This window comes from Bradyrhizobium sp. dw_411 (genome assembly GCF_018449695.1).
Taxonomy (GTDB): domain Bacteria; phylum Pseudomonadota; class Alphaproteobacteria; order Rhizobiales; family Xanthobacteraceae; genus Bradyrhizobium.
Genome location: NZ_JAAVUY010000016.1, coordinates 140,455 through 166,613 on the forward strand (window position 1 = coordinate 140,455; position 26,159 = coordinate 166,613).

Sequence of the window (26,159 nt, forward strand, 5' to 3'; positions counted from 1 at the left end):
TCAGGTCTCAGTGCAAAGCGAGGATGATCTTGTCGGCGATCTGATGGGCGCTCAGTCCAAGCATCTCGCGGGCATATTCCTGCTCGCCGGATTTCTTGAAGAACGCATCAGGCGTGCCGAAGCGGATGAAGTTCTGGTTCGGGGTCTTGGAATCGCTCAGCCATTCCGACACCGCGGCGCCGAACCCGCCGATCAGCGAATGCTCTTCGATGGTCGCGACGAGTTTGAATTTGCCGAACGCCTGTTTGAGATAGGCCTCGTCGAGCGGCTTGACGGTGTGGAAGCTCACGACCTGCGCCGAGATGCCCTTCTCACCGAGCTTGTGGGCGGCCTCGATCACTTCCGGCAGCATATTGCCGGTGGAGAGCAGGCAGACATCCTTGCCCTCGGTGATGGTGATGGCCTTGCCGATCGCGAAGTCCGCGATGGGCCCCTTATGCACGACCGGCTCGCCCTTTTTGCCCATGCGGATATAGACCGGGCGATCCTGCTTCATCGAAGCCTGCAAAGCGGCCCGCACTTCGAACGCATCGCCCGGCGCGATCACCACCATGTTCGGGATCGAGCGCAGGAACGAGATGTCCTCGCAGGCGTGATGCGTCGGGCCGAGACCCGAATAGGCGAGGCCGGCGCCGACCGCGACAATGGTCACGGGCGCTTCGTGATAGCATACGTCGGTGCGGATCTGCTCAAGGCAGCGCGTGGTGACGAACGGCGTGATGGTGTAGGCGACCGGGCGCAGGCCGTTCATCGCCATGCCCGCGGCGACGCCCATCATGTTGGCTTCCGCCACGCCGCAATTGAAGAAGCGGGCCGGATGCTTGGCCTTGAATTTATCGAACAGGCGATTGCCGATGTCGCCGGACAGCATGACGATGCGGGAATCCTGGTCGCCGAGCTTGGTCAGTTCGTCTGCGAACGCGTTTCTCATGTCAGACCGAGCTCCTTGTGCGACTTGACGACTTCTTCAGCCGTCGGCGCGCGATAATGCCAGTTATTGTCATCCTCCATGAAGGACACGCCCTTGCCCTTGACGGTATGGGCGATCAGCGCCACCGGCTTGCCGGAGCCGTTGGGGATGTTCTGCATGGCTTCGGCAAGGGCGCCGACGTCATGGCCGTCGATCTCGTGGGCGTCCCAGCCGAACGCCGCCCACTTCTCGCGCAGCGGCGCCAGCATCAGCGTTTCGTTGGAGCGCGCGGTGGCCTGCCACTTGTTGTAGTCGATGATGACGCAGACATTTTCGAGCTTCTGCGCGGCGCCGAACATCGCGGCTTCCCAGACCGAGCCCTCGTTGTTCTCGCCGTCGGACAACAGCGCGAATACCCGGAACGCCTCGCCCTTGATCCGGCCTGACAGCGCCATGCCGAGGCCGAGCGGCAGACCGTGCCCGAGCGAACCGGTGGCGGCTTCGACACCCGGGAGAAGATTCGCCGGCGGATGCTCGGCGAGCCGGCCGCCGTCCTGGCAGTAGGTCTCGAGTTCCGCGATCGGGAAATAGCCCTTCATCGCCAGCACCGCATAGAGCGCCGCGGCAGCATGGCCCTTGGACAGGATGAAGCGATCGCGCAGCGGATCTTTCGGCTGTTCCGGATTGATGTTGAGCACATGCCAATAGGCGGCCGTGAGCACATCGGCGCAGGACAGCGACGAGGCCAGATGCGCCGCTTGCGCCGCATGCGACATGTCGATGATCTTGCCGCGCAACTGCGCTGCGCGCTGTTTCAACGCGCCGGCGTCAACTTGTGTCGCGGCTTTGCGGACTGCAACGTTCATCGTGGTCTCCCAATCGCGCGCTCCAAAGCAGAGCGCCTGGTCGTCAGGGCTTGTGGTTATATTTCGCGGGCAGTTTTGCCAGATCGCCGCTGAACCGTTCGGCCCAGCGAATGACGTCGTCAATGCCTTGTTCCAACGACACCGTATCCCGCCAGCCGAGTTCAGTACGCAATTTAAGACTGTCCAGCGTGTAGGCGGTGTCCTTGCCTGGCCGCTCCGGCCCGATCTCGACGCAATCGTCGAATGATTTGCCGAGGCGCTTGAGGATCATTTCGACCAGCGTGCGGATCGAAACCAGCTCATAGCCGGAGATGTGATAGGTGTCGCCGGGAATGCCGGTGCGGGCAACCTTCAATGTCGCATCCGATACGTCGGTCATGTGAATGAAGACGCGGATCGATTTGCCGCCGCCGTCGAGCCGCAGTTTCTGACCGCCCATCGCCGCGACGATGGTTCGCGGAATGATGCGATAAAGCTGCTGGCCGGGCCCGTAGACATTGGCGGCGCGGGTGAAAACCACCGGAAACTGATAGTTCGCAAAATACGTCCGCAGACTCATGTCAGAGGCGGCACGCGACACTGCATAGGGCGTCGAGGGATTGAACGGCGTGTCTTCCTTCACCCAGCCTTCGGTCGAGCCGTAGACCTCGGGCGTGGTGACGTGAACGTAGCGTTCCAGCCCGTCGTAATTGCGCAGCATTTCATGCAGCCGCACATTGGAGACGACGTTGGTCATCATCCAGTGATCGGGATACAGCCAGCTTTCGCCGACCATGCTCTGCGCCGCGAAGTTCACGACATGGGTCGGACGCTCGCTCGCCAGCAGGCCCTTGAGCGCCTCAAGGTCGTGGTTGAGGTCGATCGGCTTGAAGCGGACTTTTCCCGGACGGTCCTGCCATTTGTAGGGCAGGAAAGCCTGATGGGCTTCCTCCGAGCGGCTGGTCGCCATGACGTCATGGCCCTGCGCCGCCAGAAAGTCGGCAAAGGTCGCGCCCGAAAACGAGTTCGATCCGAGAATGAGGTACTTTTCGTGCGCCGCCATAATGATCCGTTCTTCAGCCCTTGTTCTTCGCCGCGGCGACGTCGCCGCGCTGCGCGTACAGCCACTGCATCAGCATATGGCCGACGATGGTCTGGGCGTCTTCGGAAATCTGCATGTCGTCAATGGCGAAATGGATCGGTACGTCGGCGAGCGCCTTGGACTTGCCGCCGGAATAACCCAGCATCGCGTAGCTGATCATGCCGATCTTCTTGCCCTCCTCGAGCGCCTTGACGATGTTCGGCGAGTTGCCCGAACCCGACAGCACGATGAGGACGTCGCCTTTCTGCGCCAGCACGGCCAGTTGCAGCGAAAACACCTGATCGTAGCCTTCGTCATTGGCGAGGCAGGTGATCACGGACGGGTTGGCGGTCAGCGAATGCACGCGCATTCCCGAGCCCGGGGTCTTCGACAGCGCATAGAGATAATCATTGGCGAGGTGATTGGCGTTGCCGCCGCTGCCGCCATTGCCGGCAAAGAAAACCTGCCGGCCGGTCTGCCAGCAGTCGAGCAGTTCATAGGCCAGACGCTCGACCGGAGCCCAGTCGAAGCCCGCCAACAGCGTGTTCAGACGGCTTGAATAATCGCCAAACAGGCGGGCCGGGGTTGAGAATGCGCGCGGGTTCATTTCACTACATCCCTTTCCATCCATTTGAGATTGTACCAGCGATCTTCATCCTTGAGCTGGCCTTGCGAGTACATGCCGATGATTTCCTTGATGGCATCCTCGACGGTCTTTTTCGGCCGGAAGCCGGTTGCCAGCAGCCGGTCGGAATTGATGCGGTAGCTGCGCGGGTCGTTCGACGGGGTGACCACGATGTCCGCCTTGACGTGCTTGGCGACCATATTGGCGATGTCGAGAATCGAGATGTTCTCGAAGCCCGCATTATAGACACCGGTGTGCTCGGGGTGGTCGAGCAGGAACAGATAGAGATCGGTGATGTCGTCGATGTGAATATTGGGACGGGTCTGGTCGCCGCCGAATACCGTAATGCGGCCATTCATCAGCGCCTGCATCGTCAGCATGTTAACGGACACATCCAGCCGCTGCCGCGGTGAAAATCCGCAGACCGTCGCGGGCCGCACGATCTGCACCACCATGTCGTCGCTGTAGGACAGCACGATCCGCTCGCCGCACATCTTGGTCTTGTTGTATTCGGAGATCGGCAGGAGTTCGAGGTCTTCGGTGACCTGTTCCTCGTCCTTGATGCCGTAGACGCTGCCCGACGAGGCGTAAATGAATCGCTTGATGCCGTGGCGCTTGGCGCGGTCGGCGAGCTGCATGGTGGCGAGGCAGCTGATCTCCCAGGTCAGTTTGGGATCGAGATCGCCGCAGGGGTCGTTGGCCACGCTGGAGAGATGGATGATTGCATCGACGCCGGTCAGATCGATCTGGTCCGGGTTGCGCACGTCGCCCTGGACGACGGTCAGATCGGGATGCGGTTCAAGGAAATTCCCGAACCACATGATGTCGAACGCGACGACCTGATGGCCTGCCTTGAGCAGCTTCGGAACGAGGACGCTGCCCTTGTAGCCGCACGCGCCGGTCAGAAAGATTTTCATGTGATAGAATCCATTGTCTCGTCGCGCCCGGGGCTGAATTTGGTCGATTACAGAATCCGGGGCGCCCGCCAGACAGGGTGATGCCAGAGGCGGACGCCAAGAACAATCTCAAACCGAATGCCTTGTGTGGGCCGATCCGGACCCTGGCCGCTGACCGAATTCGGCACGGGCCCGGCGCAGAGCCTCGGGATTGCCGATATCGCGATGGTAACCGTTTGTTTCTACAGATAAAATTCGTTCGACGAAGCCCGGAATGATCTCGGTGGAGAGGTCCACCACCGGGGTTCCCCGGGCCGCGATAATATCGATGATCTCGGGCTCGAAAACGTACACCGCGCCGTTGGCGAGGTTCCCCGGCGGATTCGCAACCTTCTCGTGGAACGCCATCACGGTTTGGCGCTCGTCGAGCTCGAGAATCCCGCAGGATTGGGGGTCGTCGGTCCGAAAAGCCAGCATTGTCATCAGATGGCCGGGCGGACGTCCCTGATGGGCCGCGATCAGCCCGGCAATGTCGAAATCGGTCAGATTGTCGGCATGGGCCAGCACGAAGGGTTGGCCTTGAAACCAGTCCCGGTTGGCGAGCACGGTGCCGCCGGTTCCGAGCAATTCGGCCTCGTACACCAGGTCGATCTTCGACGCCCAGCGCGACGCTTTGACATGGGCGTTCACTTGCTCCGCGAGGTAATGGGTATTGATCAATACCCGCTCCACCCCGGCGTCGAACAACAGCTCCAGCCAATAGTCCAGCAGCGGCCGGCCATTGATTTCGATCAGGCATTTCGGGGTCGTCGCCGTATACGGCATCAAACGGCTGCCGACACCGGCGGCGAGAAGCAATACGCGCACCGTCATCCCCTCAGTCGTGACTGAACCCGGTCTCGTCGATTTCGGCGACGATATCGGCAACCGTCAAAGGTATGTTTCCGAGCCGCGAAACCTGCAGCGCCGCCGCCAGTCCGCCCAGATAGGCGCTTTGCCAGATATCGGCCCCGACGCGCAGCGCCATGCTGCAACTCATGAAGACACTGTCGCCGGCGCCCGAGACATCCTTGGGCGAGGGATTGAAGGCCGGCAAGCGGTCGGTACGCATGGTGCCGTCGCGCCAAGTGTTGATCAGCATGCCTTCGGCGCCGAGCGTGATCAGCACGTTTTCGGCGCGGGCTTTGTTGATGAGGTTCTCACCGACCGCCGCCAGCCCGGATTCGAAATCGTTCAGGGCCAGACGGGCCTCGCGTTCGGTCGGGGACAGCAGCGACATGTTCTTGTAGCGGGAGACGTCGCCGATCTGCGACGAGGCCTGGCTGTCGGCGGCCAGCATCACGCCGGCCGCGCGCGCCTTGGCGGTGATCGTGTCGACGAGATCCTGCGGCAGGCAGCCGTAGTTGAAACACGAAAACAAAATCAGATCGCATTTGGGCAAAGCGGCTTCGACCGCCGCCAGCATCCGGCGCTGAACGTCCGGGTTTGCGGGGTGGTGACGCAGATGATTGACCCGCAACAGGGTTTTGTTCAGAGCCCTGAAGCGCTGCTTCCGGGTGGTCGGCCGGGTGCTGTCGGCGAAGAAATCACAGCGCACGCCCTGCGCCTCAAGCGAATCGAGTGCGTATTTTGCGAATTCGTCTTCTCCGACGATGGTGCAATATTGCACCTCGGCGCCGAGACCGCGCGCATGCGCCGCGACGCCGCCGGCTCCGCCGACAAACGTTCTCGTCAGAATCGGTGTCACGACGATGGTCGGATCTTCCTGCGACATGCCGACCGCGTCACAGGTGACGTAATCGTCAATGATCAGGTCGCCGATTACCAATACCCGCATCCCCGCCATTTTTGCGAGAGTGGATTTCAGGTCCGCGAAGCTGAAGCCGTGGCGCTCCAGAAAATCCACCGGCTTGCGGACCGCGACCAGGTCGACGGAATATTCCCGCTCCAATAGCGACGTCGACGCAAAGCGCAGCTCGCCGGAACTGAAGATCAGCCGGCCGCCATAGGACGCCACCGCGGCCTGTTCCGGATTGGCACGGGTCTCGAACTCCTTGCCCTTGACCACGACGTTCGGCTTCAATTCTTCGATGAATGTGGCCGCCGGCACGTCAAGGCCGACCACATGATTGACCATGCTGATCGACCGCACGTTTTCAACGCGCACATCCAGCGGAAGCGTCACGCCGGGGACATTGTCGGCGTTGACGCCGACGACCACCACATCGGCCTGCTCGGTTGCGAATTTCAGCAGTCGCAGATGCCCGGGATGAACGACGTTAAAGTTGCCGGAAATAAAAGCGATGGTTTTGGTATCGCCGCAAGCCATTCTGATTTCGCGAGAATCCGCAGATTTGCGCGTAGTAGGGTGGTTATTCAAAGGGGTCCCCGACGAACGATCAAGTTCAAATGACGGTGCAATCAACGGTGGATTGGGTCAAGGGACATATAGGCAATGGACGCGCCGAAGGGAACCACAGAAAGCATGCGCCGGGCTTGCGCCGGCCATCGACATCCTTCCGCCGGGCTGGTAGCCCCGCTTCGGTTACCAGAACGCTACTTGGCCTCGATCGCGATCCGCCCCGGTCGGACAACAAGACGGTTTGATCGCTGACATGGCCGCGCCGCAAGACAACTCTCATCGCAACACTCATCTGTTGGGAAACTCGGCGTGGAACGCCAGTGCCTTTCTGGTCACGGTGGGATTGAATTTCCTCGTTCTGCCGTTCGTGCTGTTTCGGCTGGGAGCGAGCGTGTTCGGCGTTGCCGGTCTGGTGACGGCGTGCATCGCGCCGGCGCTGGCCTTCACCAACGCTTTGGCATCGTCGACGACGCGTGAATTGGCCTACCGGCTGGCGCCGGGCGAGCGCGAAGAAGCGCGCCGCGTCTTTGCCGCGGCGTTGTGGCTGGCGGGCGCGGGCGGTGTACCGATCGCCGCCATGATTGCGCTGCTCGGTTCGCCGGTTGCGCACCGTATCTTTCATCTTAACGGCGAGGTGGTCGACGATCTGGCGCGAGCCTTTGTGTTCGGCGCGGCCGGATGGTTGTGCCAGTGCCTCTCGATGGTGTTTTTTGCGCTGTTTACCGCGCGCCAGAATTATGCGCGGCTTGCCTCCATCAGTGTCGTCACGGTGATTGTTTCGACAGCATCGATGCTGGTGCTGATACCGCTCTGGCCGCAAGCCTCGACCTATCTCGGCTGTCAGGCATTGGGCTTTGCGGCGGGACTGCTGATGGCGGTCATCCTTGCCTGGCGGACGATCGGGGAGTGGATGGCCCGTCCCGCGCTGCATCGCGGTCCTCTCAGAGGTCTGCTCGATATGGGCGGCTGGCAGTTCGTCGCGCAATCCGGCGGCCTGATCGCGGGACAGGCAGACCGGTATCTGCTGGGCGTATTTCTCGCCCCGCAATTCGTCGGCTATTACACCATTGCCCAGCGGTTGGAGACTGCGATCTATGTCGGCATCCTGAGGATCGGCGAAACGCTGTTTCCGTTCTTCAGTTCGCTGCAAAGGGAATCCAGCACGCGAGTAGCGGACCTGTTGTTTCGCTCGTCCTGGGTGCTCAATGTTCTGGCGGCGACATTCCTCGGCGCGTTGATCCCTGTGGCCGGCGCCGTGCTGTATGCCTGGACGGGAAGGGAAGTCGCCACCGAGGCGCAAGCGTTGCTGGTCATACTGGCGGTCGCGGGCATGCTGGGATGCGCGTCAAATGTATTCGCCTATTATCTGCTGGCCAATGGCCGGTCTCGCGCCACCGCGCTGATCACGCTGATCACGGCGCTGGTGACGCTGGCCTCGAGCACCGTTGCGCTCACTCATTTCGGATGGCGGGCGGCGGGGTGGGGCGTCCTGCTCGGCATGATCACGCAGATCGCCGTCACCACGATCCTGCTCCGACGCAGTTTTGAGCTGCCGCATCTGTGGTCGCGGCTGTTTCACCTGGTCCTGCAGCCGCTGGGAACGGGCATCGCGACCGCGATCGGGTTGCGTTATTTCGTTGCCGACCGGTTGTTCGACCATGCCCCGCGCTGGTGGTTTGTCGGCGTCTCCTATGGCGCGGCGGCTGCAATCATCTTTGCCGTTATCGTCGCCGTCTCCTGCATGGGACCCTATGGTGAAACCTGCTGGCGCGATCTGCGCTTGATCGCCGGCCGTTTCCTGCTGCGGGCGAGCGTCTGATCATGTGCGGCATTGCGGGTATCGTCAATTTTCGCGGCAAGCCGATAGAGCCGGCCGAGATCAAAGGTTTGACGGATCTGCAGGCGCATCGCGGGCCCGACGGCGATGGTCATTGGTTCAACGCCAATCGAAATGTCGCGCTCGGTCACCGCCGGCTGGCGATCATCGATCCCGGTCCGGGTGGCCGGCAGCCGATGGTGTCGGCCGACGGGCGATACGTGATCACTTACAACGGCGAAATCTATAATTTTCTGGAGCTGCGCCGCGAACTCGAAGCGCAAGGGCATGTGTTTCGCACGCAATCCGACACGGAAGTCATTCTTGCGGCGTGGCAGACCTGGCAGCAGGGCATGCTGTCGCGCTTCAACGGCATGTGGGCGCTGGCGATCTTCGATACCGCGAGCGAGGCGTTGTTCCTGGCGCGGGATCGCTTCGGCATCAAACCGCTTCTCTATGCGATGTCACCGGATCGTTTGGTGTTCGCGTCGGAACAGCGCGCCCTGGTGCAGAGCGGACTGATCGCGACGTCGGTGGATCTCGAAGTCGCGCGGCGGCTGTTGCTTGACGCGTTCAGCGTCGAAGGCAGCGAACGCACGCTTTGCAGGGAGGTGCTCCGCCTGCAAGGCGGGCATTACCTGTGGCTGCGCGATGGACGGCTGACGATCGAGCGCTGGTGGCGCACGGTCGATCATCTGCCCGAACTGCCGAAGACGGAAGCCGGGCGCATCGAACGCTTCCATGAATTGTTTGCGGATGCGGTTGCCCTGAGGATGCGCAGCGATGTGTCGATCGGGACATGCCTGTCGGGTGGGTTCGATTCATCCGCCGTGCTTTGCACCATGGCCGCGCACGAAAAAGCGGGGCTTGGGCCGCGCGACAACACGTCCTGGCGGCACGCCTTTGTCGCGACATTTCCAGGTGCCTCGAACGACGAACGCCCGATGGCGGAGCAAGCGGCCGCATGGGCCAATGTCGATCCGGCGTTCCTGGAAATTGGCCAGAACCACGCTTTGACGGACATCGAGCGGATTCTCGGCGACACCGATGACGTCTATATCAGTCTGCCCAGCGTGGTCTGGCTGGTCTATCAGGAGCTTCGCCGCCAGAATGTCGTGGTGTCGCTCGACGGCCATGGCGCGGATGAGTTGATGGGGGCCTATCGGCAGGACGGCCAGTCCGGCGCTTTCTGGCTGAGAAATATTCTCGCCGGACTTTCTTCGAATTCAGCGCGCGGCCGGCGCGGGGTCGATTTGTTGCGCGCTTTCATGGTCCGGCGCCGCGGACATTATTTCCTGCGCGGGGGCTTGCGCGATACGCCTGCGCCATTCGCGCTGGTGGGTGACGACGATGCGTTGCCGTCCGATTGGGGCGCACTGAACCGGCGCCTCTACCGGATGTTTCATGGCACTGTGTTGCCGACCATCCTGCGGAATTTCGATCGCCTCTCGATGGCCCATGGTATCGAAGTGCGGATGCCGTTCATGGATTGGCGCCTGGTGACCTATACGATGGCGCTGCCGGATCACAGCAAAGCTTCCGACGGTTACTCCAAGATGATTGCGCGGCGCGCGATGGCGGGCCGGATGCCGGAATCGATCCGCATGGAGCGTCATAAAGTGGGATTTAATTCGCCGATGCCTGAGTGGCTGAATGGACCGCTGGCCGGCTGGACCGCCGCGCTGCTCGATCGCAAAGTACCGGCCTTCTCCGAACTGGTCGACGAGACCAGCCTGCGCCAGACAATCGAGCGGCTGACGGCGTCACGGACATGGGACTGGGAATCGGTCGGACGAATCTGGCCGTATCTGAACATGAAATGGATGATGGCAAAGGTCGCCTGAGGCATGCGTCTTTTTCAGAACTGCGGGCTCACGCCATCCTATCTGGCGCATCTCGATCGGCTCGCGGCCACAGCTTCGGGCTTCGGGCAGCGCCGGCGCCTTTTCCTCGATGATCGTTTTGGCGCGCTTCACATCCTGCAGCCGGTACTTGAGGGCGATGCCGATGCGTTCCTCACCTGCGGCAATGACGACACGTTGCAGCGCCAATGGGCGCGAGAAAACGGATTGCCCGACGCCACGTCGCTCGATGACATCATGCTGCAGCAGATCGAGCATCATCGGACCGAAGTGTTTTACAATCTCGATCCCGTGCGTTTCCCGAGCGCCTTTGTTCGCCGCTTGCCCGGATGTATCAGGACCACGCTATGCTGGCGCGCGGCGCCCTCGGGACGTGCGGACCTGACGGCCTATGGCGCGGTGCTGGGGAATTTCCCCTCGATCCTGGAGTCCTGGCGCCACAAAGGCTGCCGCGCCGAATTGTTTTTTCCGGCAATCGATCCCGTGATGAACGATGTTGGCCACGGCGATCGGCCAATCGACGTGCTTTTTGTCGGCGGCTATTCCCGGCATCACTCCGCGCGCGCGAAAATTCTCGAGCAGGTCGCGCGCCTCGCGGATACCTCGCAGGTGGTTTTTTGCCTCGATGCTTCGCGGCTGACGCTGCTGGCGGAAAGTCCGGTCGGCCGCCTGTTGCCGCTGCGCAAGCACCGCCGCCCCGGCGTGATTACAGCCGTTGCCAAGCCTCCGGTTTTTGGACGGCAACTCTATGAACTGATCGGGCAATCGAAGATCGTGCTCAACGGTGCGATCGATATGGCTGGTCATGACCGGGGAAACATGCGTTGCTTCGAGGCCATGGGTTGCGGCGCGTTGCTTGTATCCGATGCTGGCAATTATCCCGAGGGGATGGTCCCCGATGAAACCATCGTGACATATGAGACGGGCGAACATTGCCTCGCCCGGATCAGGCAGTGCCTTTCCGATACGGCGTGCGCCAGAGAGATCGCCGACAACGGACGGCGCCGGATCGGTGAATTATACGCCAAGGAAAGCCAGTGGGCTCGCTTCAAAAAACTCGCGGCAAGTTTCTAAAGATTTCTGCCGATCTTGCCGGGGACCGGAAATTGCGGGAATGACCGTTGTTCGATCCGCAGGGCGGAAGGAATGGACGAGATGTCAGGATTAAGTGCACTCGTGCGCTATGGCTCGCATGCAATCGACGGCATCAATTTGCATTTCTGGATCCAGCGGCTGATCGGCCGGGCAACCTGCCGTTTGCAGGAAGGCGCTTTCCTCAGTCACTCCGCGCGAATCCGCAATGCGCTGGGCGACAGTAACAACATTGTCATCGGACGGCATTCGCACATCAGGGGCGAATTGATGATCTTCGCGCATGGCGGGCGGATTTCGATTGGCGAATGGTGTTATGTCGGCGTAGGTACGCGCATCTGGTCGGCAGGTTCGATCGAGATCGGTAACAGGGTTCTGATTTCCCACGGTGTCAACATATTCGACAATCTGACCCATCCGCTCAAGGCGTCGGAGCGGCACGAACAGGCAAAGCAGATCTTCACCAGTGGTCACCCGCGCGACATTTCCCTCGATGAGAAACCGGTCAAGATTTGCGATGACGCCTGGATCGGCGCCGGCGCGATGATTTTACGCGGCGTCACGGTGGGCGAGGGTGGCATCGTTGCCGCAGGCGCTATCGTGACCAGCGATGTACCATCCTATTCGATCGTCGCAGGCAATCCGGCTGTACGCGTCAGGGAGCTGTCGCCCGATGAGCGTTAGGGCAATGCCATGACGGTGTGGATCACCGGTGCCGGCGGCTTCATGGGCCGTTATCTGGCCCGTGCATTGGCGGATGCGGGTCACGTCGTTCATGGTATCGGTCATGGCGCGCTCAGCGAATCCGAAAAGCAATGCGTTGGCCTGCGGACCTGGCTGAATGGCGAGATCGACGCCGCCAGTCTGAACGCGCTTGCCGTGCACGGATTGCCGTCGAAGGTGTTTCATCTGGCCGGCGGCTCATCGGTCGGATTATCGATCGCGCACCCCCTTGAAGATTTTTCCCGCAACGTTGCCAGCACGGCGCGGCTGCTGGAGTGGCTGCGCGGGACCTCGCCGGAAAGTCTAATCATCGCTGTGTCGAGTGCGGCGGTCTACGGCGCCGATCATCACGGGCCGATTTCCGAAGGTGCCACGCCAGCCCCAATGTCGCCATATGGCCGGCACAAGTTGATGATGGAGCAATTGTGCCAAAGCTATGCAGAGACTTTTGGCATGCGCACGCTGGTCGCGCGATTGTTCTCGGTTTACGGACCTGAGCTTCGTAAACAATTGCTGTGGGACGTCTGTTCACAATTGCAACAGGATGGACAGACACTGGTTCTTGGCGGCACCGGCGCCGAAATCCGCGACTGGACCGATGTGCGGGACATTGCGCGCCTGCTGAGTGCAATCGCTGACCTGCCGCAGCCGCAAAAGTTTCGCATCGTCAATGGCGGCTCAGGCCGCGGAACCAGCGTCGCGGAAATTGCCAGCATGCTTGTTCGGAATTGGGGCGCTGACGTCGCGCTGCGTTATTCCGGCATTGTCAGGCCGGGAGATCCTCCGAGCCTGCTGGCGGACGACACGCTGCTGCGGCGATTGCCGTTCAACTGGCAGATACCGCTCGAGCGCGGAATTGCAGACTATGTGAAGTGGTTCAAAGGCGCGCGTTCGTGATTGATCGTGCTCCGCTGCGTGTCGCGTTCACCAATATTCCGCGTCGCCTTTGGGTCGGCGGATACAACTATCAAAGCAATCTTTTTGTGGCGCTGAACCGGCATTGCCCCGGCGAAATTCTGCCGGTTGTCTTCGCAGGGACGAATGACGATCCGGAGGAACTTGCGGAACTCGGCGAAATTCCGGGCGTTGAGATTGTGCGGTCGCGCGCGTTCGATCGGCGTCGAACCAGTCTCTTGGCCGCCCTGACGCTTGGGCTCGATCGGCCGGCGGTGACCGAGTTTCAGGCCAAACGTATCGATCTCGTTTTCGAGGCCGCGCGGTTCTTCGGCTGGCGATTGCCCTTTCCGGCGGTGGCGTGGTTTCCGGATTTTCAGCATCGCGGATTGCCGCAACTGTTTTCTCCCGCCGCGCGGTGGCGCCGGGATATCGGCTTTCGGGCCCAGATTGCATCGGGGCGGAGTATTTTGTTGAGCAGCGAAAGTGCGCTGCGCGACTGCCGGGAGTTTTATCCAAATCTCCGCAACGAGGTCTCGGTGGTCCGCTTCGCCGCGCAGCCCGCGGCCGGGTTGCTGACGACTGATATCGACGACGTGCTGGCGCAATACGGCTTGCCATCAGGATATTTCTATCTGCCGAACCAGTTCTGGCGGCACAAAAACCATCAGGTCGTGGTCGATGCGCTCGATCTCGCCAGACAGCGCGGCCTCGATGTCGTCGTCGCCGTCTCCGGCAGTCCGGACGATTCGCGCGAATCCGGCTATTTCGACGATCTGATGAAGCAGGTCAAAAACCGCGGCCTTGAAACGAATTTTCGCTATCTCGGCATGATCCCGCTGGATCATGTCTATGCGTTGTTGCGGGCTTCGATAGCGCTGATCAATCCATCGCGGTTCGAGGGCTGGAGCACCACAGTCGAGGAAGCCAAATCGTTTGGCGTACCGGCGATCCTCTCCGATATCGATGTGCACCGCGAACAGACCGGCGGCACCGCCCGCTATTTCGGTGTCGACGATCCGCAGGCGTTGGCCAGGCATCTCGGCGATGTCTGGCAGGCGGCGGGATCGCCCGCTGTCCGCGATCTCCGGCCTGATCTCGATGCGCGCGTGGCGTCTTTCGCGGTCGATTTCGCGCGCGTCATTCAGAACACGATGCGTTCATCGCGGCGGTAGAGGCGCCGTCCCGCTCGAAAATGTCGCGGGGCGTGATGTACCACAACATAAACAGCAGCGCCGCGCCGTGCGTCAGCAGGGTGGTCGTCAGCGGCACGTTGAGCAGAGTTTGCGGCAGCATCGCGCCGGAGATCAGGATGAAAGCCGGCGGCAGGCCCGCGGACAGGCGATTGCCCAGCGCGATGACGAGCCCGCCCACAAAAGCGGCGGCAGGTGCGAACCATGTTCCGAGCGAGGCGATGCCTTCGGTCGCGAACAATGAGGCATTGAAATTGCCGAGGTCGTATTCTTTCTTCAGCACGACAGCCAGTTGCTCTTGATACGGGCAGTGCATGAGCGGCTTCAAAAACGATATCTGGCAGAAATAAGTGAGATCGTGCCTGGAAAAGAAATCATTGTAGACGTCGAGCGCGACCGAGGGGACCGCGATCATCCGGAAATTGACGGTGTCGAAATAGGGAGCCGCGAGCTTCCCGAACAGGGCGAACATCACCAATCCGATAACAACCGGCGCCAGCAGCGACACGATGACGGCGACCCTGGCTTCGAAAACCCGTGACAGCACCAGCATGCCAACAAGCCAGAGCGGTGTCAGCAGCGCGGTCTTGTTGATCGTCACCGGATAAAACAACAGCAGCAGAACCAGAACAACCGCCGCGCGCCGGTGTGCTTTGGTAACGACAAAGCCGGCGAATGCGAACGGCAACAAGGCAGTCGAGACCATCGCGAGCAGATAATTCACCCCAATGGGGGTATCGAGTTGGGCGCGGTGGTCGTTCATGTCTTCCAGGCGAACCAGCTTGAAATGGTAGACCGCGCCGATGGCGACGGTCGCGATGCCCAGTACCAAAAGGCACGTCAGCAGCCGGTCGAATGATTTTGCCGTCAGCGCATGGATCTGGCGCAGCGGCGACGTGATGAACAGAGCGGGCAGCAGAAACACGATGGCCGAGGCGACCGCGGACAGCGCGCCGATCCAATGATCATAGTTCCGGCCCGAAAAACAATTCAGCCAGAGATAACCAAGCACCATCGTGAAAAAGTAAAAACCGACAAAGTAACCGAAGCTGAAATTGGCGCGCACGAGGAGCAGCGCGACGACGGCAAAGACCACCACCACGGCAACGGCGACATACCATCGGGATGGATCGAAATAGATGTGAAACTTGTCGGGTTTGAGATCGAACTTGTCGAGTTTAAGGTCATCGGAAATTCGGTGATAGGCCACAGCCACCAGCGACAGGCAACACGCGATCATGTGAACGCCGATCAGCGCGCCGAGCCTGATGCGGTCGCGACGATCGTCGGTCATGTCAGGTTGCTGTGCCCCTCATGCGCCGAGATAACGCAATCGGTGCGCGGCCCGCAAGTGTGGAGGGGCCGTGTAGGTGCCGTAGGGTGGGCAAAGCGAAGCGTGCCCACCACCGGTCTCACGTCAGCGTTTGCCGTATCGAAGGAAAGATGGTGGGCACGGCGCTATGCGCCTTTGCCCACCCTACGAAGCCCGTTCAACGATTTCGTTAATATCCAACGTTGGACTATACTGGGCCTGAGCCCAAGGTTTCTAAACATTTCCCTCAGGGCCACGACCGCCACAAAGGAACTTGGATGATCAGATTTGGCCTGCTCGGATGTGGACGCATCGCAAAGCGTCATTCCGAATTGCTGGGCGGCGGTCATATCGACGGAGCCGGTCTGGCTACGGTTTGCGATCCCGTTCGCGCGCGCGCCGATGCGATTGCCTCCAGATTCGGTGTTCCCGCCAGTTACGACATCAATGAATTCCTGGCGCGCGAGGATATCGACGCGGTCGCGGTGCTGACGCCGAGCGGCATGCATCCCGCGCATGTGATCGCCTGCGCCAAAGCGGGAAAGCATGTCGTGGTCGAAAAGCCGATGGCGCTGCGGCTGAAGGATGCCGACGACATGATCCGCGCCTGCGATGACGCCGGCGTCAAGCTGTTCATCGTCAAGCAAAACCGGTTCAACGTGCCTGTCGTCAAAGCGCGCGAGGCGTTGGACGCGGGCCGTTTCGGGAAATTGATCCTCGGCACGGTGCGGGTGCGGTGGTGCCGGGATCAGGCTTACTATGATCAGGACGAATGGCGCGGCACCTGGGCCCAGGATGGCGGCGTGCTGACCAACCAGGCCAGTCATCACATCGATATGCTGGAGTGGTTTTTCGGCGACGTTGTCAGCGTTCATGCCCGCGCCATCACGGCGCTGGCCAACATCGAAACCGAAGACACTGCGGTGGCGACGCTGAAATTTCGCAACGGCGCGCTGGGCATCATCGAGGCGACTACCGCGACGCGCCCGACCGATCTCGAAGGTTCGCTCTCGATATTGGGTGAAAAAGGCACGGTCGAAATTGCCGGGTTCGCAATGAACGCGATCAGGCATTGGCGTTTTGCCGACGAACGCGCATCCGACAAGGACGTGATCGAGAAATTCTCGGTCAATCCGCCTGACGTCTATGGTTTCGGCCATCAGGCCTATTACCGCCACGTGATCGATTGCCTGACCAGCCAGAGCGCCGCCTTGGTGGACGGACTGGAAGGACGCAAGAGCCTTGAACTGATCTCGGCGCTTTATGAATCCATCGAGACCGGCCAGGAAGTGCCGCTTCGCTTCGTGCCACGCTTGAGCCGGCTCGGAGTGGCGTCGTGAACCGGCCGGAGGTGCTGCAGAGTGGTGTGCGCGATGTTGCATTCGGTGCGCGCGTCAAGATCGTCGAGCCCTGTAACCTCTACGAGTGCAGCATCGGTGACGATTGTTTTGTCGGGCCGTTCACCGAAATCCAGAAGGGGGCCGTGATCGGCGCGCGCAGCCGTGTGCAGTCGCATAGTTTTATCTGCGAACTGGTCACGATCGGCGAGGATTGTTTCATCGGCCATGGCGTGATGTTCATCAACGACACGTTTTCCTCAGGCGGCCCGGCCGGCGGACGCAAGGAATTGTGGCGCGAGACCGTGATCGGCAATCGCGTCTCGATCGGCTCCAACGCGACCATCCTGCCGGTGCGCATCGCCGACGATGTCGTGATCGGCGCGGGGGCCGTGGTCACGAAGGATATTACCGCGCCCGGCACCTATGCGGGCAATCCCGCGCGCCTTCTTTCGCCGCGGGAATGAGATGCCGGTTCCTTTTTCTGATCTGCAACTGCAATACCGAACCATCAAAAGCGAGATCGACAACGCCATAGCAGCCGTGATCCGCGACAACGCCTTCATTCGCGGTCCCTATGTCGAAGCCTTTGAGCGGGAATTTGCTGAGGCCGTTGAGATCGCGCATTGCGTCTCCTGCGCCAGCGGCACCGATGCGTTGTATCTGGCGATGGCTGCGCTCGACGTCCGGCCCGGTGACGAAGTCATCACATCCGCGCATTCGTGGATCTCGACATCGGCGATGATCACGCATGCCGGTGCGAATGTGATTTTCGCCGATACCGATGGCGCGACCTTTACGATCGATCCCGCCGCAATCGAGGCGGCGATTACGCCGCAGACGGCCGGCATCATCCCGGTGCATCTCTACGGTCAGCCGGCCGACATGGACGCGATCATGGCGATCGCGCGCAAGCATGGATTGTGGGTGATCGAGGATTGCGCGCAGGCGCATCTGGCGCGCATCAAGGGAAAGCAGGTCGGCACGTTCGGCAACGCCGCGGCGTATTCGTTCTATCCTGGCAAGAATCTGGGCGCGATGGGCGATGCCGGTGCGGTTGTCACCAACGACAGTGCATTAGCCGAGCGTATGGCTATGCTGGCGCGTCACGGCGGATTGACAAAACATCAGCACCGGATCGAGGGCATCAACAGCCGGCTCGACGGAATGCAGGCGGCGATCCTGTCGGCGAAACTGCCGCATCTGCGGGAGTGGACGAACGCGCGTCAGGATGCCGCGAAGATTTACGACGCGGCTTTGGGCCAGATCGAAGATGTCGTCGTGCCCCAGGTCGGCCCGGATCGTAAGCATGTCTATCATCTTTATACGCTTCGGCATCCGCGCCGCGATGCGCTGGCGGCACATCTGAACGCCCATGGCGTCCAGACCGCGATCAATTATCCGATCGCGCTGCCGTTCCTCGAAGTCTACCGCCGGCTTGCTGCGCGCCCCGAGCAATTTCCAAACGCGCATCGCGATCAAAGCCGGATTCTGTCGCTGCCGCTGTTCGCGGAGATCACGCGGGCGCAGCAGGACGAGGTGATGGAGCGTATTATTAAATTTCGATAAGATCGTTTGTAATGTCGCCCTTTGGGGACGAGAACTGCCGACATCGTAAAGGGCGGTGCCAGTGGGGGTGCAAAGGGGGCGACTGCGCTCAATTGGCATCAAGGTCGCCAATGCCGCCCAACTTGCGGGAAGCAGCGAATCATTTAGACATCAGGATTGCGTACGGGGAAACGTGCGGATGAGCCGTCGCGAACGCCGGGCCGCTGGCCGTAGGTTTCAGAATATTACCTGAAGGTATCCACGTGGGCGCTGCGACCACGCTTCACTCGGTCTGTCTTGGCCACATGCAGGCGGGACGATATCTGGACGCCCGAATCTGCTGTGAGCAGGCTCTCGCAGTCGATCCCGATGATGCCGGCGTCCTGCACCTGATGGGGTTGCTTTGCCTCCACGGCGAGCAATTCGATCAGGCCGTCGAGTGGATTGCCCAGGCGATAAGACAAGACCCCAAGTCGATCTATCTTTGGAGCCTCGGAACCGTACTGCGTAAGCAAGGCCGGAACGAAGAAGCCCTCAAAATTTTTGACAAGGCGGTGCAGCTCGAGCCTGCAAATGCCGAATTATGGACAAATCTCGGTCATGTTCTGATGGAGCTGGAGCGCCCGGCGGATGCGCTGCTGAGCTTTCGACACGCGACCACGCTCAACCCGGATCATTGGGCCGCAGTGAACGGCTGCGGGAGCGCTCTACACAAAATGGATCGGGTGGAGGAGGCGCTGAACGCGTTCGAGCGGGCGTTGCGCTTGCGGCCGGACTTCCTGCCATCATTGAAAACCAAGGCTCATTTACTGGCCTATCTTCATCGTTTCGAAGAAGTCGTCGCAACGTATGAGGACATAAAGAAGCTCGAGCCCGACAATGCGGAAACAGACTGGAATCTGGCTCTCGTCCATATGTTGACGGGAAACTTTGAAGCCGGGTGGGCTGGCCGTGAGGCGCGGCGAAGTGTTCCATACTTTTCAATCTCCCATCCGAAAACCTCCAAGCCGATGTGGCTTGGTCAAGAGCCGGTCGAAGGCAAGACTATCCTGGTCTATGCCGACGAGGGTCTGGGAGACTCAATTCAGTTCGTGCGTTATGTACCGATGCTGGTGGCCCGCGGTGCGCGCGTCATTCTGGTTGTTCAAAAGCCCCTTCTTCCGTTGCTCTCCGGAATTCCCGGAGTGTCTCAGTGCCTTCCAACATCGGTGGGTACGTTGCCGGCGTTCGACATGCATTGTCCGATCTGCAGCCTGCCGATGGCTTTCGGCACGCGGCTCGATACGATTCCGTCAACGACATCCTATCTGCCGGGTCCGGAAGCGGACCGCCTGCGGGTTTGGGAAGATCGTCTCGGACCACGCGACAGCCTGCGGGTCGGTCTGGTGTGGTCCGGCAACCCGGACCACCGCGACGACCACAATCGGTCAATTCCGCTGCAAGCGCTGTTGCACCTCCTCGACGTCGATGCGACCTTTGTTAGCTTGCAGAAGGACCCGAGACCGGACGACAAAGCGGCACTCCGCGAGCGGCCCGGCATTGTTGACCTCACCGCGGATCTCACCGATTTCGGTGAAACCGCGGCCCTGGTCAGTTGTCTCGATCTGGTGATTACAGTCGATACAAGCGTCGCGCATCTCGCCGCCGCGCTTGGCCGTCCGACCTGGATCCTCCTGCCTTACACGCCGGACTACCGCTGGCTGCTCGATCGTGACGACAGCCCTTGGTACCCAAGCGTGCGTTTATTCAGGCAGACCGAAACCCGTAATTACGCCGAAGTTATCGATCGGGTCAGGGTTGAGCTGCTGAATTTGATCTCGGAAGGAACGAGCACAACGGCTATCCGCGCTCGTCAGCAATAACCTTGCCGTCATTCGGCAATGCGCCTGCCGCCACCAGTTCAACGCCGCCGCTCAGCTTTGTCAGCGCGCGCAGCGTTGAGGCGAGCTCAGTTTGCAGCGCTTCACTTGGCGAGGCGCATTCGCATCGAAGCGTCATCACATCGGCTTCGCCCTCGCGCGTCACGACAAGCCGCAGCTGTCCCAGTTCGGGATGGCGCTTGCCGATCTCGGCGACCTGTTCGGGCCGCACGAACATGCCCTTGACCTTGGTGGTCTGGTCGGCGCGGCCCATCCATCCCTTGATGCGCATATTGCTGCGGCCGCAGGCGCTGCGGCCGGGCAGGGCGGCGGTGAGATCGCCGAGCGCAAGACGAATCCAGGGGTGATCGGGATCGAGCGAGGTGACGACGATCTCGCCGACGTCGCCCTCGGCGACGGGATCGCCGGTGCCGGGCCGCACGATTTCCATGATCAGGTCTTCGTTGACGGTCATGCCGTCGCGCGCCGGCGTCTCGAACGCAATCAGGCCGAGATCGGCGGTGCCGAACGCCTGATAGGCATCGATGCCGCGAGATGTGATGTGGTCCTGCAGCGATTTCGGAAACGCCGCGCCGGACACCAGCGCGCGCTTGATCGAGGAGACATCACGGCCGGCACTTGCAGCCGCGTCGAGCAGGATCTTCAGAAAATCCGGCGTGCCGCTGTAGCCGACCGGGCGATAGGCCTCGATCAGTTCGAATTGCGCTTCGGTGTTGCCGGGCCCGGCCGGGATTACCGCGCAGCCGAGCGCACGCGCGGACGTATCGAAGATGAAGCCGCCGGGCGTCAGGTGATAGCTGAACGTGTTCAGCACGACGTCGCCGGGCCGAAAACCCGCTGCGAACAGTGCTCGCGCGCCGCGCCAGGGATCGGCTTTGGTCGTTTCGGGCTCGAAAATAGGTCCGGGTGAGGTGAACAGACGTGAAAACGAACCCCGATGTTTGGCGACAAATCCACCGAACGGCGGCGAGGCCTTGTGCAGGGCCGGGAGTTCGGATTTGCGCAACACGGGCAGGCGCGCCAGCGCGACGCGGCTGGTAATGCTGGCGGGGTCGACACCCCTGAGATGTTCCGCATAGGCCGGTGCGGCCATCGTCTTGCGCAACACGTCCGGCAGCCGCGCGAACAGGTCAGCCTCGCGCTGCGCGGGATCGCGGGTTTCAAGGGCGTCGTAGTGCTCGGTCATCTGCGTGTCACCGTCGTGTCCGACGCATCAACAGCGTCATTCCGGGATGGTCCGAAGGACCAGACCTCAGATGTGCAGTGCACATCGGGGAATCTCGAGATTCCGGGTTCGATGCTTTGCATCGCCCCGGAATGACGTGGAGGGACCGTCGTCTTGCTCACAGCCACCGCTTCCGCCGCTTAAAACTCTTCAAATTCTTGAAACTCTTGCGCTGGTCGCCGGCGCCGCCGAGGTAGAATTCCTTGACGTCCTCATTGTCGCGCAGCTCGTCAGCCGTGCCGTCGAGCACCACCTTGCCCTGTTCCATGATGTAGCCATGGCTCGCGACCGACAGCGCCGCGCGGGCGTTCTGCTCGACCAGCAGAATCGTGACGCCGAGGTCGCGGTTGATCTCCTTGATGATCGCAAAGACTTCCTTGACCAGCAGCGGCGACAGGCCCATCGACGGCTCGTCCATCAGGATCATCTTGGGGCGCGCCATCAGCGCGCGGCCGATCGCCAGCATCTGCTGTTCGCCGCCGGAGAGATAACCGGCCAACCCCGTGCGCTCCTTGAGGCGCGGGAAATACCGGTAGACCATGTCGATGTCGGCGCCGACTTCATTGTCACTGCGGGTGAAGGCGCCGAGCCGTAAGTTCTCCAGCGACGTCATGTCGGCGATGATGCGGCGGCCTTCCATCACCTGGAAGATGCCGCGGCGCACGATCTTGTCGGGATCGATGCCGTTGATGCGCTCGCCATTGAAGATGATCTCGCCGCGGGTGACTTCACCGTCCTCGGTCTTGAGCAATCCCGAAATCGCCTTCAGCGTGGTCGACTTGCCCGCGCCATTGGCGCCGAGCAGCGCGACGATCGCGCCCTGCGGTACGTCGAGGCTGAGGCCCCGCAGCACCAGGATGACATCGTCATAGACCACCTCGATGTTGCGCACGCTGAGCAGCGGCGAGGGGGCTGGCGCTGTTGAGACTGACGGGCGATCAATTTCGGTCGTTTCGGTCATGTGTGCCTGTCGTTTTATCGGTCGTCATTGCCGGGCCTGACCCGGCAATCCATCTTCTAAGCAAAATCTTTTTAGAGGGATGCGCGGGTCAAGCCCGCGCATGACGAGTGTGAATGTGGCGCCGCTGTCGGATCACCATCCAAACCATTCCGCCTTGCGCGGCAGTTCCACCGTCTTGACCTTTTCGAGCTTGATGGTGCCCTTGGCCATCACGTCGTTGATGTCGCCATCGGTCGCGCCGGAGACTTTCGAGCGGTAGAGATCGACGGTCGTGGTCGGCCGGTGATCCTTCTCGGTCCAGGTCGAGGGATTGCAGACGCCTTCCATGCCGGCCGGCACCCAGTTGGCTTTCTGGTAGAAGCCCTTGGCGACGTTCTCGCCGGTGGCGCCGCCGTTCTTGGCGGCCCAGTCGAGCGCTTCCTTCATGTAGAGCGCGGTGCAGACGCCGGCGATGTAATGCACGGGACGATAGACCTTGCCTGTCGGGTCGGACATTTTCGAAATCTCCACCACAGTCTTCATGCCCGGGGCGTTGCCGCCCCAGCCCACTGCGGTGCGCAGCGGGAAGATCACGCCATCGGCTGCATCGCCGGCGGCCTTGGCGCCGTTTTCATCCATGCCCCAGACGTTGCTGAGAAACTGAATGTCCACGCCCGCGGTCTTGCAGGCCTTCATCACGGAGATGTTGGAGGCGGCGGTATTGCCCAGATAAGCGTAATTGGCGCCGGCGCTCTTGAGGCTCAGGCATTGCGCGCTGTAATCGCCAGGCGCGAGCGCGAACACCAGCGGCGGCAGCACTTCGAATCCGAGTTCGGTGGCGAGCGCTTCGCCCGCTGCTTTGGGAGCATTCGGATAGGGATGGTTGGCGCCCATATGCACGAATTTCGGCTTGCCGGGTTTGCCCTTGGACTTCCAGTCCTCGGCGGCCCAAGTCAATTCGGCGCGCAGCGCATCGGAGTAACTCGGGCCGTAGAAGAAATTATACGGCGCGGCTTTTGCTTTCCCGCTGGTGCCTTCGGGATCTGTCAATGCGGCGGCATAGGAGCCCGAGATATCCGGAATCTTGTCCTGCGCGAGGAAGCCGGTCAGCGCCTCGGTGTCGGCAGTGCCCCAACCCATGATCGCCGCGACCTTGTCGCCGCCGGACCATTTCTTGTAGAGCGCGATCGCGCGCGGCACTTGATAGCCGTAATCATTGCTGTCGACATTGAGCTGCTTGCCGCCGACGCCGCCGTTCTTGTTGACCCAGGCGAAGGTATCCGCGACGCCTTGTCCGTAGGGCGTGCCGACGTCGGACGTGCCGCCCGAGAGATCCTGAAGATGGCCGATGGATATCTGGGCTTGCGCGCTCGTTGCTGCGGCGCCGAGCAGCAGCGCGAGCGAAACGGTACCGAGCAGTGATTTCATCGTCATGAGCAATTCCTCCGGTTTTTTATTTAAGGTCATTGTAGCCAGTCCCGTTCCAACCTCAATGCGAAAACGGGTAGAGTTTCCAGTACGTCTTGATCTGCCGCCAGCGATGCGCGAGGCCGTCCGGCTCGAACATCAAAAACGCGATGATGATCAGGCCAATCGCGATCTCGCGCAAAAACGTGATGTTGTTGTTGAGCGACAGCGCCTTGTCGATCGCGCTGCCCTTGAGGCCAGAGCTGATCCATTCCATCGATTCCGGCAGCAGCACCACGAATGCCGTGCCCATCAGCGTGCCCATGATCGAGCCGGTGCCGCCGATGATCACCATCGCAAGGAAGATGATGGAGCGGTCGATGCCGAACCCTTCATTGGAGACGACGAGCTGATAATGCGCGTAGAGCGCGCCGCTGATGCCGGCGAAAAACGCCGCGAGGCCGAACGACAGCGTGCGGTATTTCGTAAGATTAATGCCCATGATCTCGGCGGAGAGATAATGGTCGCGGATCGCGACCAGCGCGCGGCCGTCGCGGGTGCGCATCAGGTTCGTTACCAGGAGATAGCTCACCACGAGATAGGCCAGCACCACGTAAAAATATTGCTTATCGCCGCGGAACGTATAGCCGAAGATCGAGAACGGATTGGCGCTGGCGGGTACCGATCCGCCGGAGAACCATTCGGCGCGCGAGAAGAAATCGAGCAGGATATATTGCGCGGCCAGCGTTGCGATGACGAGATAGAGTCCCTTGAGGCGCGCTGCCGGCACGCCGAAGATCAGGCCGACCAGCGCCGTGATCACGCCGGCCAGCGGGATTGCGAAGAATACCGGGATCGGCAGCGTGTTGGAGATATAGGCCGAGGTGAAGGCGCCGAACAGAAAGAACGCGGCATGGCCGATCGAGATCTGTCCGGTGAAGCCGACGAGAATATTCAGGCCAAGCGCGGCGATGGCAAATATGCCGATCTGGATCAGCGTACTGAGCCAGTAGGCGCTGAGCACCAGCGGCGCGAAACAAGTCAGCACGACGCCAAGAATGGCCATGTTGCGGCTGGTCGTGGTCGGAAAGATCGTGGTGTCCGCCGCATAGGTCGTGCGGTAGTCGCCGGAAGGAATGAGGGAGGGGCCTGCCATAATGATTTACACCCGCTCGATGTCTTTGGTGCCGAACAGGCCATAGGGCTTGATCATGAGAATAATGATCAGCACGTAGAACGGCGCGACTTCATAGAGATTGCCCCAGTGCAGATATTCGCTGTCGATATATTGCGCGATGTTTTCCAGTAGCCCGATGATGATGCCGCCCAGCACCGCGCCGCCGATCGAGTCGAGGCCGCCCAGGATCGCCGCGGGAAATACCTTGATGCCGTAGGCTGACAGGCCCGACGACACGCCGTTGACGACGGCGACCACCACGCCCGCGACTGCCGACACGGTTGCGGAGATCGCCCACGCCATCGCGAACACGCTTTTCACCGAAATGCCGAGCGACTGCGCGACCTGCTGGTTGAACGCGGTGGCGCGCATCGCCAGACCATATTTGGAGACGCGGAAGAACCACGCCATCCCGAGCATCATCGCGACCGATACCACGAGGCTCATGACATAGACGGTCTGAATCTGCAGGCCGAGGAAGTTCACAGACTGGCTGGTGAACACCTGCGGGAACGGCTGCGGATTGACGCCGAAGATCCATTTCAGCGACGCCTGAAACACGGTGGAGAGGCCGATCGTCACCATGATCACCGAAATGATCGGCTCGCCAATCATCGGCCGCAGGATCACGATCTGAATCGCGATGCCGAATGCAAACATGAACACCAGCGTCAGCGGCATGCCGACCCAGAACGGTACTTGATATTTGGTGAGCAGCGCCCAGCACACCCAGGCCCCGACCAGCAGCAATTCGCCCTGCGCGAAATTCACCACCTGCGTGGCCTTGTAGATCAGCACAAACGACATCGCCACCACGCCGTAAAGCGTACCGACCACGAGGCCGTTGACGAGGAGCTGGATGAGGAAGTGGAGGTTCATGTTGGTTGACCGCCGAGAGCCGCAGACCTCTTCCCCTCTCCCCTTGTGGGAGAGGGTGGCTTCGCGAAGCGAAGACGGGTGAGGGGTTCTCTCGGCATCGTAATCTGCTGATCGAGACCCCTCACCCAACCGCGTTTGTATCGACCGGCGGTGCT

23 protein-coding genes are annotated in these 26,159 nt (G+C 61.0%); 10 read left to right on the forward strand and 13 right to left on the reverse strand.

Features of this window, described 5'->3' with window-relative positions:
* Window positions 1–7: 7 nt before the first annotated feature.
* The 7 genes from HB676_RS25460 to HB676_RS25490 form a co-directional block, all read right to left on the reverse strand.
* On the reverse strand, window positions 8–931 hold the full coding sequence (locus HB676_RS25460; protein ID WP_213741213.1) for a transketolase C-terminal domain-containing protein: 924 nt from the start codon (window positions 929–931) through the stop codon (window positions 8–10).
* A complete protein-coding gene (locus HB676_RS25465; protein WP_213741214.1) occupies window positions 928–1,776 on the reverse strand; it encodes a transketolase in 849 nt (282 codons plus the stop codon). The genes HB676_RS25460 and HB676_RS25465 overlap by 4 nt, the downstream gene beginning before the upstream one ends.
* A 43-nt stretch (window positions 1,777–1,819) precedes the next feature.
* Entirely contained in the window at window positions 1,820–2,818 is a 999-nt protein-coding gene (locus tag HB676_RS25470; RefSeq protein WP_213741215.1) for a GDP-mannose 4,6-dehydratase, read from the reverse strand.
* Between the two features lie 13 nt (window positions 2,819–2,831).
* Window positions 2,832–3,443 (reverse strand): SIS domain-containing protein, encoded by a 612-nt coding sequence (locus tag HB676_RS25475; protein ID WP_249780465.1) that lies wholly within the window; start codon window positions 3,441–3,443, stop codon window positions 2,832–2,834.
* Window positions 3,440–4,378, reverse strand: a complete 939-nt coding sequence (locus HB676_RS25480) for an SDR family oxidoreductase (RefSeq protein WP_213741217.1) — start codon at window positions 4,376–4,378, stop codon at window positions 3,440–3,442. Before HB676_RS25480 ends, HB676_RS25475 begins: the two co-directional genes overlap by 4 nt.
* A 108-nt stretch (window positions 4,379–4,486) precedes the next feature.
* Window positions 4,487–5,224: a sugar phosphate nucleotidyltransferase gene (locus HB676_RS25485; RefSeq protein WP_213741218.1), complete on the reverse strand. Its 738-nt coding sequence runs from the start codon at window positions 5,222–5,224 to the stop codon at window positions 4,487–4,489.
* Window positions 5,225–5,234: 10 nt separating this feature from the next.
* Window positions 5,235–6,686, reverse strand: a complete 1,452-nt coding sequence (locus HB676_RS25490; RefSeq protein ID WP_213741219.1) for a PfkB family carbohydrate kinase — start codon at window positions 6,684–6,686, stop codon at window positions 5,235–5,237.
* A 286-nt stretch (window positions 6,687–6,972) separates the two neighbouring features.
* On the opposite strand from HB676_RS25490, the gene HB676_RS25495 reads away from it, so the two are divergent.
* From HB676_RS25495 to HB676_RS25520, 6 genes are all read left to right on the forward strand, one after another.
* Entirely contained in the window at window positions 6,973–8,538 is a 1,566-nt protein-coding gene (locus HB676_RS25495) for an oligosaccharide flippase family protein (protein WP_213741220.1), read from the forward strand.
* 2 nt (window positions 8,539–8,540) lie between these two features.
* Window positions 8,541–10,379, forward strand: a complete 1,839-nt coding sequence (asnB, locus tag HB676_RS25500) for an asparagine synthase (glutamine-hydrolyzing) (protein WP_213741221.1) — start codon at window positions 8,541–8,543, stop codon at window positions 10,377–10,379.
* A gap of 3 nt (window positions 10,380–10,382) precedes the next feature.
* A complete protein-coding gene (locus HB676_RS25505; protein WP_213741222.1) occupies window positions 10,383–11,471 on the forward strand; it encodes a glycosyltransferase in 1,089 nt (362 codons plus the stop codon).
* A gap of 72 nt (window positions 11,472–11,543) precedes the next feature.
* Window positions 11,544–12,173, forward strand: coding sequence for an acyltransferase (locus HB676_RS25510; protein WP_249780466.1), 630 nt, complete (start codon window positions 11,544–11,546; stop codon window positions 12,171–12,173).
* Between the two features lie 9 nt (window positions 12,174–12,182).
* A complete protein-coding gene (locus tag HB676_RS25515) occupies window positions 12,183–13,109 on the forward strand; it encodes an NAD(P)-dependent oxidoreductase (RefSeq protein ID WP_213741223.1) in 927 nt (308 codons plus the stop codon).
* Window positions 13,106–14,281: a glycosyltransferase gene (locus HB676_RS25520; RefSeq protein WP_213741224.1), complete on the forward strand. Its 1,176-nt coding sequence runs from the start codon at window positions 13,106–13,108 to the stop codon at window positions 14,279–14,281. Before HB676_RS25515 ends, HB676_RS25520 begins: the two co-directional genes overlap by 4 nt.
* Here the strand turns inward: HB676_RS25520 and HB676_RS25525 are convergent.
* Window positions 14,247–15,593: a hypothetical protein gene (locus tag HB676_RS25525; protein WP_213741225.1), complete on the reverse strand. Its 1,347-nt coding sequence runs from the start codon at window positions 15,591–15,593 to the stop codon at window positions 14,247–14,249. The genes HB676_RS25520 and HB676_RS25525 overlap by 35 nt on opposite strands.
* Before the next feature lie 296 nt (window positions 15,594–15,889).
* On the opposite strand from HB676_RS25525, the gene HB676_RS25530 reads away from it, so the two are divergent.
* The 4 genes from HB676_RS25530 to HB676_RS25545 all read left to right on the forward strand — a co-directional run bounded on the left by HB676_RS25530 (window position 15,890) and on the right by HB676_RS25545 (window position 20,358).
* Window positions 15,890–16,951, forward strand: a complete 1,062-nt coding sequence (locus HB676_RS25530; RefSeq protein ID WP_213741226.1) for a Gfo/Idh/MocA family oxidoreductase — start codon at window positions 15,890–15,892, stop codon at window positions 16,949–16,951.
* Window positions 16,948–17,415: an N-acetyltransferase gene (locus tag HB676_RS25535; RefSeq protein WP_213741227.1), complete on the forward strand. Its 468-nt coding sequence runs from the start codon at window positions 16,948–16,950 to the stop codon at window positions 17,413–17,415. The genes HB676_RS25530 and HB676_RS25535 overlap by 4 nt, the downstream gene beginning before the upstream one ends.
* Before the next feature lies 1 nt (window position 17,416).
* A complete protein-coding gene (locus tag HB676_RS25540) occupies window positions 17,417–18,517 on the forward strand; it encodes a DegT/DnrJ/EryC1/StrS family aminotransferase (protein WP_213741228.1) in 1,101 nt (366 codons plus the stop codon).
* A gap of 242 nt (window positions 18,518–18,759) precedes the next feature.
* Complete coding sequence (locus HB676_RS25545) at window positions 18,760–20,358, forward strand: tetratricopeptide repeat-containing glycosyltransferase family protein (protein WP_346347423.1); 1,599 nt, start codon at window positions 18,760–18,762, stop codon at window positions 20,356–20,358.
* Here HB676_RS25545 and HB676_RS25550 read toward each other — a convergent pair.
* The 5 genes from HB676_RS25550 to HB676_RS25570 all read right to left on the reverse strand — a co-directional run bounded on the left by HB676_RS25550 (window position 20,336) and on the right by HB676_RS25570 (window position 26,004).
* Window positions 20,336–21,562, reverse strand: a complete 1,227-nt coding sequence (locus HB676_RS25550) for an AMP-binding protein (protein WP_213741229.1) — start codon at window positions 21,560–21,562, stop codon at window positions 20,336–20,338. The two genes, HB676_RS25545 and HB676_RS25550, sit on opposite strands and share 23 nt — an antisense overlap.
* Window positions 21,563–21,719: 157 nt before the next feature.
* Window positions 21,720–22,562: an ABC transporter ATP-binding protein gene (locus tag HB676_RS25555; RefSeq protein ID WP_213741230.1), complete on the reverse strand. Its 843-nt coding sequence runs from the start codon at window positions 22,560–22,562 to the stop codon at window positions 21,720–21,722.
* Between the two features lie 132 nt (window positions 22,563–22,694).
* On the reverse strand, window positions 22,695–23,975 hold the full coding sequence (locus HB676_RS25560; protein WP_213741231.1) for an ABC transporter substrate-binding protein: 1,281 nt from the start codon (window positions 23,973–23,975) through the stop codon (window positions 22,695–22,697).
* 55 nt (window positions 23,976–24,030) lie between these two features.
* Entirely contained in the window at window positions 24,031–25,104 is a 1,074-nt protein-coding gene (locus HB676_RS25565; RefSeq protein ID WP_213741232.1) for a branched-chain amino acid ABC transporter permease, read from the reverse strand.
* Window positions 25,105–25,110: 6 nt separating this feature from the next.
* Window positions 25,111–26,004 (reverse strand): branched-chain amino acid ABC transporter permease, encoded by an 894-nt coding sequence (locus HB676_RS25570; protein ID WP_213741233.1) that lies wholly within the window; start codon window positions 26,002–26,004, stop codon window positions 25,111–25,113.
* Between the last annotated feature and the right edge of the window lie 155 nt (window positions 26,005–26,159).